Source organism: Nitrospinota bacterium (assembly GCA_029881495.1).
In the GTDB taxonomy this organism is placed as follows: domain Bacteria; phylum Nitrospinota_A; class UBA7883; order JACRGQ01; family JACRGQ01; genus JAOUMJ01.
The window spans coordinates 110,972-123,792 of the sequence record JAOUMJ010000007.1; the positions used below are offsets into that span (position 1 = coordinate 110,972).

At 45.3% G+C, this 12,821-nt stretch carries 10 protein-coding genes; 3 read left to right on the top strand and 7 right to left on the bottom strand.

Going from position 1 to position 12,821, the window contains the following annotated elements:
• The 4 genes from OEY64_04880 to OEY64_04895 all read right to left on the bottom strand — a co-directional run bounded on the left by OEY64_04880 (position 1) and on the right by OEY64_04895 (position 5,748).
• Positions 1 to 1,200 (bottom strand): ABC transporter permease, encoded by a 1,200-nt coding sequence (locus OEY64_04880; protein ID MDH5542282.1) that lies wholly within the window; start codon positions 1,198 to 1,200, stop codon positions 1 to 3.
• A gap of 132 nt (positions 1,201 to 1,332) precedes the next feature.
• Positions 1,333 to 2,424 carry a hypothetical protein gene (locus tag OEY64_04885; GenBank protein MDH5542283.1) on the bottom strand — a complete coding sequence of 364 codons (1,092 nt, stop codon included), beginning with the start codon at positions 2,422 to 2,424 and terminating at the stop codon, positions 1,333 to 1,335.
• 184 nt (positions 2,425 to 2,608) lie between these two features.
• Positions 2,609 to 3,550: a response regulator gene (locus tag OEY64_04890; protein MDH5542284.1), complete on the bottom strand. Its 942-nt coding sequence runs from the start codon at positions 3,548 to 3,550 to the stop codon at positions 2,609 to 2,611.
• A gap of 20 nt (positions 3,551 to 3,570) precedes the next feature.
• A complete protein-coding gene (locus OEY64_04895) occupies positions 3,571 to 5,748 on the bottom strand; it encodes a chemotaxis protein CheA (protein MDH5542285.1) in 2,178 nt (725 codons plus the stop codon).
• 261 nt (positions 5,749 to 6,009) lie between these two features.
• Here OEY64_04895 and OEY64_04900 point away from each other — a divergent pair, with 261 nt between their 5' ends.
• Both OEY64_04900 and OEY64_04905 read left to right on the top strand, forming a co-directional pair.
• Entirely contained in the window at positions 6,010 to 6,591 is a 582-nt protein-coding gene (locus tag OEY64_04900; GenBank protein ID MDH5542286.1) for a D-sedoheptulose 7-phosphate isomerase, read from the top strand.
• Positions 6,592 to 6,677: 86 nt separating this feature from the next.
• Positions 6,678 to 7,799, top strand: a complete 1,122-nt coding sequence (locus OEY64_04905) for a DegT/DnrJ/EryC1/StrS family aminotransferase (protein ID MDH5542287.1) — start codon at positions 6,678 to 6,680, stop codon at positions 7,797 to 7,799.
• 7 nt (positions 7,800 to 7,806) lie between these two features.
• Here the strand turns inward: OEY64_04905 and OEY64_04910 are convergent, their stop codons facing one another.
• From OEY64_04910 to OEY64_04920, 3 genes are all read right to left on the bottom strand, one after another.
• Entirely contained in the window at positions 7,807 to 9,444 is a 1,638-nt protein-coding gene (locus OEY64_04910; protein ID MDH5542288.1) for a hypothetical protein, read from the bottom strand.
• Between the two features lie 315 nt (positions 9,445 to 9,759).
• Entirely contained in the window at positions 9,760 to 10,893 is a 1,134-nt protein-coding gene (locus OEY64_04915; protein MDH5542289.1) for a hypothetical protein, read from the bottom strand.
• Positions 10,883 to 12,262 (bottom strand): DUF2142 domain-containing protein, encoded by a 1,380-nt coding sequence (locus OEY64_04920; protein ID MDH5542290.1) that lies wholly within the window; start codon positions 12,260 to 12,262, stop codon positions 10,883 to 10,885. The genes OEY64_04915 and OEY64_04920 overlap by 11 nt, the downstream gene beginning before the upstream one ends.
• 271 nt (positions 12,263 to 12,533) lie before the next feature.
• On the opposite strand from OEY64_04920, the gene OEY64_04925 reads away from it, so the two are divergent.
• A partial coding sequence (locus OEY64_04925) for a 3-isopropylmalate dehydratase large subunit (GenBank protein ID MDH5542291.1) occupies positions 12,534 to 12,821 on the top strand: 288 nt, incomplete at its 3' end.

Here is a 12,821-nt window from a genome sequence, read left to right on the forward strand (position 1 = left end):
CTAATGGTATTGGATCGCCTTTATGGGATTTATGTACGCCGCCTTCAGGGCAGGGTAGCAGACGGCCATCCCAACGACAAAGATGAGCATGGAGACCGGGGTATATGTTGATTCCACGGAGATGACCGCGTACCAGACCGGATCCCACGCCAATCCCATCATTGCGATACCGGTATCTCCCCCCATGCTAATTCCATATTTGGAGAGGTACCAGAAGAGGGGAGCGCCGCCTATCAGCGCGGAGACGATTGCCAATCCTGTTTGGTATGCCGTTTCGAGAAAGATAAGCGCGACTACTCCTGTCGGTCCAAAGCCTAGCGCTTTCATTATCCCCAGCTCGCGAACGCGCTCAAAGACCGCCATCAGCATCGCGTTCAGTATCAGGATCCCGATAGCGATGTAGATGATGAATGACATCACCGCGATCATCCCCTGGGTTGAATCGAGCATCGAGGAGATAGTAGGCATGATCTCCCGCCAGGTTTTTACATCAGCATCCGGTGCAAGCGACCGAACCTTTATTGCGGCGGAGGAAAGGTCCAGTTCCGGCGGACGCCGGACTATCATCTGATGAGCCCCATCTGATATTGCCATAAGGTTTCGGAACGTGCCGCTTGTCATGAAAATGCCGGAACGATCGGCGGAATCGGATACCCCTTTCAGCACCCCCCGTACGCTGAAAATTTCGTTTGCCATACTGCCGTCCGAGGCCTGGCCGAGGACCACCAGTTTGTCACCAGTGGTGATATCAAGTGTGCGCGCCAGCCTTCTCCCCAGAACGACGCCGTTCCTGTCATCATCGTCGAGCCATTTCCCCGATATCAGCTGGGTGTAGATGAGGCTCACCTTCGCGTCGCGCTCAATATCTATTCCGATAAACATAACGCCGGAAGAGGTATCTCCAGCGGCGCCAAGACCGGCGGCAAGGAGCCGTTCAGTTGCCTTGAAGCCTGCGTCTTCCAGCTTTTTCCGAAGGCTGTCCGAATCAATTATCCGTTTGTAGATGGAGGGATTGTCGCGGTAATCCGGGGCAAAAATCTGGACGTCGCCGACCGCGTAGTCGAGGAGATTGCGCTCCATGTTGTCGAGATAGCCTTGAACAATCCCCTGATAGCATATTGTGACGATAAGGGCGAGGGTCATGGCGGCGATGGTGACAATTGTACGCCGCTTGTTTCGCCAGACGTTTCTCCAGGCCATTTTATATACGTTAATAGCAGACCTCCGCTTCAAAAGAACGGAACGAAATCGGGCGTGGAGCATTGGCTTGTTGCCTATTCCGTTCTCTCCCTATCATTATAATCCATCGGCTCCCAGGCGACGGACATAAAGTCACAGGAAGGGCAACATTATTATTTCGATTATGATCAATATTATGATGCCTAATTCGAGGAGATGACCCCGTTTGGTGGCGATGTCATTGTAAATTATTTTGTAGTAGTCGGTAAGGGCGTCCAGTTTTCCTTTAATGCTCTCCTCGAGTTCCCGACTGCGAAACAGAACCATCGCACGGCGGTATATCTTCGCGTAGTAGGCGTCTTCGGTAACTTTTAAGGCGACATTTACCCTCTCTTTCACTTCCGTAATGTCCATGACTGTTCGGCTGAGTTTCAGCGCCGCTCTTTCGTATGTTCGGATATTCCAGATGGAGATATCCCTCTTTTCCGAAACTTCGCTATAGGTATCGGCAAGTTCCTTATCGAGCACCTTGTCGTAGTATCGAAGTTCGAGAAGCTGAGCCTTGGCAAACTCCAATATGTCGAGTACGTCGGTAGAATCGGACGGTTCTATGACGAGGGCGCTGTCGGTGTGCAGTACCACGAGGTCGGATGGGAAGTAGCTGAACCGGTTTATGTTTATTTCTTCCTTTTGCATATGGCTAACCTTGTTTTTCTCGCAGAGGATAAGCCTTGAAGGGTCGAATACCTTTCCAAAGTCGGCAGAGTCGGCAGGAGGCGAAACATCTTCGAGCAGGTATGCTGTAAAATATTCGGCAAACTCCTTTTTAATGCTGATGTTCTTAACCGTATCCCCGGCAATCTGCAGAAAGGAATGAATATACTCTATGGCTTTTGAATCAAGGCTTGTGTCGTTATCAAGTTCGAAGGCGGTTTCTTCAATATCGTGAATGCTTGCGGATGGAGGTATCTCGATAACAAAGGATATCGAAAGTACCCCGAAATCGAATGCTTTCGCGATAACGCCGACATTCATATTGGACCCGAAAACCATTTTTTCAAATGATTTCATCTCCATTGAAACAGGGGGGTTCGGAATTTCCAGAACCTTCATGTTCGGTATTTTGTTGAACTTCATTCTGCGGGCATCCCCCTTCAGAAGCGTTTCAAGAGCGGTTAGGTCTATTGACCAGCCGATATCATGGAGGCGGTAAAGGAAAATCTTCCCCTTCTTTATGGATATCATCTTTCCCTCATGGCGTTTTGAAATTCAACAATACAAAACATATACATCAGATTCCAGCTATATTGTTGCCTTTACGGGATGATAATTCAACTTTGTGTGAACCTCCAGACGTAGGCAAGCCTGTAGCGCGGAAGCCGGCCATATACGCGGAAACAGCCGATGAAAAGAGGCTTGATCGCCGAAGTCAGATGTGTTGAATGTCTTCTTTGACCTTCTTCTTTACAATGGTAGCGGCGGCCATCTTCACTTTTGGGATCAGTATTTTTGCGGTCGTTTCGAGCCCTTTGTAAAGCTGAAGGTCTTCCTTGTCCACCACGTCTACCGCGCCTATTTCTTCCGCCCTGAACCGCTGTTTGCTCCCCTTTTGAGCCACGGAGCTAACAATAACGACCGGCTTTGGCATATGGATCATAAGCTTTTTCAGGAATGTAACACCGTCCATTTTCGGCATGATTATATCCAGGGTAATAACATCGGGATCCAGCTCCAGTATCCTTTCCCTCGCATGGTACGGATCCTCCGCGTCGCCGATCACCTCAATATCCTTGTCGGTATGAAGAGCATTGGTGATGATCTGCCTGATGGTGGATGAATCGTCGACAACAAGTACCCTTATCTTTCTGCTGGCAAGAGCCTTTTTCTTCTGTTCAAGCTGAAGGGTCATTTCCGAGCGTTCGATAAGTTTTGACTCTATTTCGCCTTTTTCGGTGTCGAAATAGATCTTCCTACCGTTGTTGCCTCCCACTTCCCATGTCTTGATCTTTATTCCGTAGTGATCCAGCAGAGTTTTGGCAAGTTCGATATTCTTTTTACCAATCCCTTCCCCGGCGCTTAGATGTCCAACTACAGCTCCGCCGCCAAAAACGTGCGCCTGAAGATTTTTTATATCCGGGTCGAGTTTCATCATCATCTCGACAAGTTTTTCAGTCGCATAGTCGCCGTACTTCCCTTTCATGGATTCGACCTTTTCTCCGGTAGGGAGCATGTAGTGGTTTATGCCGCCGTATTTCATCTTCGGGTTATACAGGCATATAGCAACGCAGGAGCCGAGCAGGGTGGAAAACATGGCAGGATGCTTGGAAACGGCCATTTCACCCGGCAAAATAAATACATTCTTCTTTTCCATTATTACTTCCTTGCTAAAAGTTATTGCTCTGATTGTTCAATTATACCGTTGATGTCCAAAATCATGGCCAACCGGCTACCATCATATACTGAAACCCCTTCATACGGAGACGGTTTTCGCAAAGTCTCAAGCCCCAAATTCTTGTAGATGATCTGGCGTTGACCTATAACCATATCTACCATCAGACATACTCTTCTCCTCTTTTGTTGTACCAGCACGATAATCGATTCATATGGATCAGTATGATCCGATTTGACTTTGAAAAGCTGGTGAAGCCGAACCAGTTTCAGGATTTCCCCGCGCCTTCGGATGATTTCCGCTTTCCCCTCCACGGAAGAAATTTCACCAGGTTTGAGCCTGAATGATTCTATGACCAGTTCTATAGGGATAAGGAATACAGACTTTCCAACCGAAATGGCGAGACCTTTTTTTACAAGCGTGGTTTGTGTGAGGGGGAAACGTAATATGATCTCAAGGCCCTTTCCGATCTCAGTATTGATAGTTATATTCCCCCCCATTTCCGTGATGTATGAATGTACGATATCCATTCCAACACCTCTGCCGGATGTTTCGGTGATAGTGCTTGAAGTAGAAAATCCGGGGACGAATATGTAGTTGAGGATTTCATTTTTCGTAAGAGTGCCGCCGGTGACGCTATCAAGCAGTCCCGCTTTGATGGCTTTCATTTTCACTTTTTCCGGGTCAATACCCCTGCCGTTATCCTTTACGGAAATATTCATCATCGTATCGCCGGCGGTGGCGGCAATAGAGATCAAACCTTCCTCGCTTTTTTTTGACGCCAGGCGCTCCTCGGGAGTTTCAATTCCGTGATCCATGCTGTTACGCAGCATATGGACCAAAATGGTTTCGAGTTTTGGGACAAGACTCTTGTCTACCATCTCCTCTTCACCGCTGAGAGAGAGCCAGACCTTTTTACCCAGAGATTTCTGCTCATCCCGGATGATTCGAGGGAGTTTCTGGAAGGCTTCGCCAATCGGCACCTTTCTGATGTCGTAGAGATCCGAAGAGAGTGATTCAGTAAGTTCCTGGAGTGTCTGAGTAGCATCCCTGATGCTGTTCAATTGCCCCTTAAGGTCGCCGTTGCCGCCAGCGATCGAATTTTGTATGTAGTTGAAGAACTCCGAAATCGTCACCAGTTCGCCGGCGGTATCGATAGCCTTGTCGAGTTTCGACTGGTCGACCTTGATCTGCCTGGAAAGTGATGGTTCCGCAGGCTCGGGGCGTTCCGGTTTCGGTACTGCTAGTTCGGGGCCGGATTCGCTGTCTGGCTCAGTTGTTGGCGCTGCCTCTGTTTCAGCTCTTACTTCCGGTTTTACCCTCATCACGCCCTGTTCATATTTTGCGAGCGCCTCTTCGACTATTTGGGCAAGTACCTCGTCAAATCCGCTCTCATCGTGATAGAACATTTCCAGCTCTTCGAGAAGGTCATTAATAAGCTGAATCTGCTCTTCCTGCCCTTTTTCCTCGTGCTTTTTCAATAAAAAGTCCAAATTTGTGGTGACGGCAGAGTATTGCTGGTCGGAAAGGTTCCCTTCATTAACCTCCTTGACGATGGTTTCAAGGTTCGTGATCTCGCGGGTGACATCTACCCCTTTGCATAAAATGGTGATGGCTTCGGTTTTTGAGGCCCTTCTGTCAGCCAGGAGGTGGGGGGCAACATCCTGTATCAAGGTGAAAATATCCTTTAACGGCTGGTTGGTTTGAAGTTCCAGCTGAATCTCCGGGTGTCTCATGAATATCATCAATTCCTTGCGAAGATCGGCGCCGGCCCCACTCTCTTCCGGGGAGAGGACGCTTGAGACCTGCTCAAGAAAAGATTCTTCCTTCCCGGTCAGGGAACCTTTGGCAGAGCTGTCCGTGAGCCGGGAGAACATCATCTTTATGTGGTCGTTCCCCTCAAGGAGGAGATTGATGATATGCGTAGTGACCTCTCTCTCCCGTTTACGGATCTTGTCAACAAGGCTCTCCATCTGATGGAGGAAAAGCTTCATCTCGGAAAGACCGAAAAGCGAACTGTTCCCTTTTAAGGAGTGCAGGCTCCTGAAAATATTATCGATCGCGCTTTTGCTTGTCGGGTCGCGTTCAAGATTGATGACATCTCTTTCCAGATCGGAGACAAACTCAGAGGCTTCTGAAAGGAAGGCGTCAAAAATCTCCTTTTCCGAATTTTTGGACATACTTTATGGAACTCTATGTAATTTCAAAATATACTTCGCCTGCCGAATATGGAAACGGTTATTCCACGTTTTTTCAATTATTGTTTAAATTTCACTTAAACGTGTATATTATATCGTCTTTTAGTTAATGAACATAAGAATGGATAATTCATTATTTTGGGTTTGGCGGGCAAACTGGAAAATTTTCAGAAGTGACGAAACAGTACAATACAGATTGTAAGTATTTTATAGTTTCTTTCCGTTTTTAAAGAGGTAATCAGGTTGGCAAAGCAGTATTGGCAGGCACGGATTGGGCAAAATATTGAAGTGGCACAGCTTTTATCCGGAGATGAGGCCATTCTGGAAAATATTGAAAAGTCGGCGGATGTAATCGTAAAAGCATACCAGGGGGGGGGGAAACTCCTTCTCTGCGGAAACGGCGGGAGCGCCGCTGATTCACAACATATTGCCGCTGAACTTGTGAGCAGGTTCTACCGGGAGAGAAAAGCCCTTGATGCCGAGGCTCTGACGGTTAACAGCTCTTCCATCACCGCTATCGGGAACGACTATTCCTATGACTCGGTATTCTCAAGGCAGGTGGAGGCAAAAGGACGGAAAGGGGACGTCCTGATAGGTATCTCAACAAGCGGGAATTCCCCGAATGTTATAAAGGCGATTGAAAAAGGGAACGAGATAGGGATGATTACGGTTGGCCTGACCGGCTCAAGGAAAGAAGCGGCGATCAACAAATCAGCTTCAATCGTAATTGGAGTTCCATCCAGCGTAACCCCCCGTATCCAGGAAATGCATATTCTGATTGGGCATATGATTTGTGAGTATATTGAGGAGAAGCTGTTTCCTTGAATCTCTGACGCAAACAAGGAATTGTTTTACGGGTGACCGGAGAATAATTCATAGCTCATAACATAAGGATTTTGGAGTTAAAGAAAATGAAGTTCGTCGACCTCTCGGCACAGCAAGGCAGAATAAGAAGCGATATTGATAGGCGGATAAACGCGGTTCTGGAACATGGGCAATACATCATGGGGCCGGAGATCGCCGAACTGGAGAAAGCCCTTGCGGACTATTTAGGAGTCAAGCATGCCATATCATGTTCATCCGGTACGGATGCGCTTATGATGGCGTTGATGGCACTCGGAATCGGCCCTGGGGATGCGGTAATCACAACACCCTTTACGTTTATCGCGACTGCGGAGGCTGTCAGCCTCGTGGGGGCAACGCCGGTATTTGCCGATATTGATCCAAGAACTTTCAATATCGACCCAGCCAAAATAAAAGGGGGAATTGAGTATGCGAAAAAGAGCGGCCTGATCCCGAAAGGGATTATAACAGTCGACCTTTTTGGTCTTCCGGCAGAATACGAGTCTATCGAAGCTATCGCGAAAGAGGAAAGCCTTTTCCTTATTGAGGACGCATGCCAGGGATTCGGCGGGGAGTACAGGGGGAAAAAACTGTGCGGATTTGGCGATTTCGCGGCAACAAGCTTTTTTCCTGCCAAGCCGCTTGGCTGTTATGGCGACGGAGGAGCGCTGTTTACAAATGACGACAAACTTGCGCACATTGCCAAGTCACTTAGAATTCACGGGACTGGAGATTCCCAATACGACAACGTAAGGGTAGGGATAAACGGCAGGATGGATTCAATACAGGCGGCAATTCTCCTGTCGAAGCTGGACATTTTCAAGGATGAAGTAGAAGCCCGTCACCGCGTTGCCGCCAAATACACCGAAGGTCTGAAAGGGGTCGTTGAAACACCATTTCTGCCTGATGGAATGCGTAGCGGCTGGGCTCAGTATTCAGTTCTCTCGGACAAGAGGGACAAAATAAGGGGACAACTGCAAAAAGAGGGGATCCCTACAGCGGTGTATTATCCAAAGCCTCTTCACCTACAGGGGGCATATGCCACCCTTGGACTCTCAAAAGGGGATTTCCCGGTATCGGAAAATGCAGCGAGTAGGATATTCAGCCTGCCGATGCATCCTTATCTCGGCGATAAGGAGATCGAATCTGTAGTTAAGGCCATTCACCGCGCTGTAAAAAGCGAGGGTTGATACCTTTCTACATCTTTTCCTTGTATCTTGAATATCCTTCTCTTAATACGATGAAGGTACAATAGCCAAAGAAGGAGAATACGACTAATATTCCCGGTAGAATTACATATTGCTTAAACAGGCGTTTGTCGGTGGAAGGATTGATGTATGAGCTGGTAACCGGCGAAACGATTGAGTATATGCCACCCTGCACGCCGGCCTCGGTTTCTTTATAATCTTCAGAAATTTCAACGCACAATGAGACCCATTTTTTGTAGTCTTCGATGATTAACACGAGCTGTTCTTCAATTTCAGTCCGTAAAGTATCTTTTCGTTCCTTTGTGAATTCCCCTCTGGGATTCTTGATGGTTTCAAGGTCATTTTTCAGAAGGGCAATCTCATATTCGATCTCCGCATAGCTATTTACGCCTTTTAATAGCCTATCGTTCAAGTCCTGAAGATACTGATTGTTTTTGCCAGCTTCTCCCGACCTGAAAACCCTTTCCAAAAGAGAGTCGTCAATGGTAGGCATTTCGCTTCTCATTAAAGGAACACTGTTTCCCGTGGTCGATCTAGCGAATGACGTTGAAGCGGATGTTACGCTTTTGGGGTTCATTATTTTATTAATGGTAGATTCCAAAGCGGCATTGTTTCTGGCAATGATCTCCTTCTCGGCAGTTTTGTCAAAATATTCCTTTTCCAGGTAAAATTTTCTTTTTTCAACGTCTTTATATATTCCAAAGTTTTTAGGTATGGAATACCAGGCACTTAGTTGGCGCGAGAGGTCGTTCTTTACATAGAAGAATGCTTCCTTGAGCGAGATTTTGTGTTTTTTCGAGATTATATTCGATAAATCCCTTGAGGCTTCAAGCTTGTTCATGGCGTCGATGAATAGCTGCAGGTTTTTGTATAGTGTGTCGTAAATATTTCCATATTCAAGCGTCACAAGCTTGTCAAATTCGATGAGCCTCAATGGGTCCGGGATATTGCTGTAGAGGTACTGCTCCTTGAACTTCATCGCCCAGAAAGTAGGGATATCACTCATGACGGTATCTCTCATCTCTTTAGGCCAGTCTTTAATTGCAGCCGTATTCTGGTTTGAATCCATATATATCTGCACCATAGACGGGTTTATCACATGAAATAGCTTTTCCTTGTCATCTTTCTTCTCATCAGCAGGTTTGCCTTCATTATTCGCATCTTTATTGTTTGGATTTTCCATGATAGTTTGCGGTTTATAGACGTTTTTAAAAGATGCGGAAAACGCGGAAATAAAATCGCTCTTTCTTATGCTTTTCAAGCCTGCCTTGTTGTACACAGCTGAAAGTATGTCAGGTGAAACCATATCATTTGGATTGAAGTTCATGCCGTTCGGATACTTCATATCCATAACTCCATTAAACTGTAGCGCCAAATCGACCGAATATCTGATGAACCGCTCATTGGATGTTTTTATCCAGTAAAAAGAGAAAAAGAGAGCTAAAAGCACAAATGTAAGGAAAGCCGCAATCCTTATTTTTCTGGAGTGTTTTAGGAGTGAATTGGCTATGCCGAATAAATCTACTTCATCGCTGTCGTCCATAAAAAGCGCCTGGTTTCTTGTCTGTTCAAAGGCCTGCATTTCACTTCTGGCTGGAAGTTTCTCTTTTTCCTTTTCACCCTTCATGTTTAACTTTTACCTTTCAAGTAATGAATTTTCAATTAAATTGAATTCGCCAATAGCCATAATAAAATCATATATGTCATATTAAAGGAAAATTCCAAAAAATCGGAAAATATGCAAATACCCTCAGTATGAGCATTTTTCAGTAAGTTAGTCTATCATCAAATAAGAAGAAAGATAAAAAATATTTAGTATTCAGTTTTTCATTTCCATTCGGATTGATTAAAACCCAATGTTCAAATGCAAGATATTCCAATAATGTGGAAGTTTTGATGATGAAGGAGAAAGACGCAACGTGGCACGCATGAATCAGGAATCTTATTCTCCCAGGATCTCAGCTCTCTCTTTCAGGAGATCGGCTTTCTTTTTCAGCAGAAACGAAATATCTTTTTGCACAAGCTCGCGCTCTTCAGCCACTAATTCAAGGTTCTGCTTTAGAGATTCAAAAATACGCTGGTTTTGCTCCTTTACGGATATATATTTTTCGTCAATTGATTGAAGGTCCTTGCCTTTTTTAAATATCTTCTCTTCCACGCTGTTTATTGCCTTCTCGTTTTGTAGGTATGCTTCTCTGTCGATTTCGACTCCCTTGGAGGCGAGCAGGGCTATTTCTAGATCATTTGGGTATTTTGATCTCAAGTAGCTAAGGATGATTCCGCTTTCAAACATGTCGCCTGCTTTTTTCATGATCTTGGACGCAGGGACAAGGTCACGATCCCGAAGCAATCCCTTTTCGTAAAATTCGAACAATTCCCATGATGCGAATTGTTGCCTGTAAGTTTTCTTCACTTTGTTGCCCTGCAAATAATAGGCCCAATACCAGCTATCCGAAAACCAGAGATAGGTTTCGCTATCAAGAAGAAGAGCTTCAAACAATAGAATTTCATACTTCTGTTCGTCCAGCAGGACTTTTGATGCTAGAGCTTTATTCATAGCAATATAGAAATTTGATGTGAGATTCAATTTTTCAAAGAATGAAACGTTGTTTTTCAGCGGTTGCACAGATGCGATCTTAACGGAAATCGCGATGAAGAATCCTGCAATAACGATGGCTACAATTTCCTTCCTTTTTTTATCCGAAATTGAGATTTTCGGCAATGCATATATTGAATTGTGATCACCATTTTCCTCTGTTTTAAAGGATTCAAGAATACGGAGAAGGAAATAGATAAAAATGAGGATAATGGGGAGTATTGCCAGTGAGGCGTAAACTCCGAAATGCCTTAATGTTCCCGCAAATATTTCAATAGGTATAATTTGCAGGTCAGGGGTTTTGAAGTGTATAGGGGTGTAATTGAAGCCTACAATCCTGCCGCCGGTATGTTCATTCAGTAACCATTGAAGGACATCGTCATACAAGCCTACTATCAGGAGGATGACCAGAATATGGAATATTGGGCCGGCGGATTCCGGCAACAGCCTTGAAAGTTCCCTGTATATTTTATGACGCATTGAGTGAGAAATAATAAATAGGGATCAGGTATCCGAAAAGTGACACCAGGTTTAATGAAATGAAAAACAGCGCAACTGTCTTTTTCAGGTCAAAGCCAGTGGCGCGCCTTGAAAATTCATTGATCCCGAACATTGCAAATATTGTGATCGGCGCGATGGCATAAGAAAGGTACCTGCCGGATACGCGGTCGACAAGTTCCGGGGAGAAGAACGTAAAGAAGATGGAGATAAATATCACGGATATAAATACGATACATAGATAAATTACCCGCATTTCTGGAGTTTGCCACTCCCCCCTGCTATCTGAAACGATGGAATTTCGGATTTTTCCTGCGACACCGGCGATAACTCCTCCAGAGAAGATCGCAAGTAAAATATAAAAACCGAAGCTCATTTTGTGTATCATCTGGCCGTATGTAAACCAAAATGTGACGAATATTATTCCCAAGCCTTTTATCCATTTGACCAGTGTGAGTAATTCCAGTTTGTCCTGGGTAGAGTAGGAAAAACTGAGCGCCAACCCAAGCCTGTCCGCAATTTGAATGACAGCTTTCGGGAACATTATTTCGCAAAAAACAGCTACCGCCAGAACCGAGATGGCGATGAAACCTATCTTTTTTATAACTTCAATTACATATTCCTTGAAAGTGGAGCCTCTAAGAATAAGCGTAATTCCTGCGAGTACCAGAGGGAAAAGCAGGACAGCATGCTTCTTTGTAAGCAAACCGACAGTGCAAACTGAGATTAGAATTAATATTTCCTCATAGGTTATTTTGCCCCGCTTGATGTAGGCGCAAAGAACGTAAAAGACTAGTGTGAAAACGAGGATTGCCAAAGCGTCCGCGTTTACCACAACTGTCTGGTATGAAATTTGCGGGTGCATCCCGGCAAAAAGAGTGGCCAGGTATGGGATGAAAGAGTCGGACTTACTGTCGAACACCAGGCTTGTCGTGAGGAAGATCATCCATAGCGTTGCCATCGTTATTATCAATGAGACAAACCTGCACATCAAAAGCGCCGTTTCCACAGTTTCAGGATGAAATATCCTTAAAGGCAATGCGGCCAGAAGGTAATATAATGGCGGCCTTGTGCCTGATATATCTTCTGTATGTTGCCCGATAGCCGTTTCCCGGAACAGTGTCGCCATCCTGGGAGGTTTCCTCATTTCAGCCCTTTCCCAGGCATTGGTCTCCGTCATGGAGTTTATGATCATCTCCTGGTTTGACTCTCCCTCTCCGTATCCGGCAAGTTGCAGGACGTAATCAAAGTGGTTTGGTTCGTCGTTTCCGAGCCATGGCGGGATTAGTATCGCGAACACGATTGATTTCACAAGGAGAAAACTGAAAAGTAATGTTCTTTTATCGCTCATCTGCTGCCATTCAGTTAAACTTGTTTCCTCATTTGCGCCTAATAAATAAATATCAATTCAAAAAAAGCCATACGAGACTGATACTGTATTAATCGGAATTATTAATCAATCCCTGTATAGGAAAATTTCTGAGCATATTCGACCTAGACTTTAACACTCTGAAAGGGGAAATCCCCTAAAAAAAGAATCAACCTGTTTTAAAGGATATAGTTACATTCTTCGCATTAATTTTGTTAAAATTTCTAGCTTCGCAAATATAGGAGATACGGAAATGGGAATGACGATTACAGAGAAGATACTAGCCGCCCACGCCGGAGTAGATTCGGTAAAGCCGGGAGAGCTTATAAATTGCAGGGTGGATATTGCCTTGGCCAACGATATCACCGCTCCGATAGCAATAAAGGAATTTCGCCGAATTGGGGCCAAAAAGGTGTTCGACAGGGAGAGGGTCATCCTCGTGCCGGATCACTTCGCTCCGGCAAAGGATATCGCTTCGGCAAACCAGATAAAGATGCTCTCCGATTTCGCCCGCGAACAGGAGCTCACAAACTACTGGGAT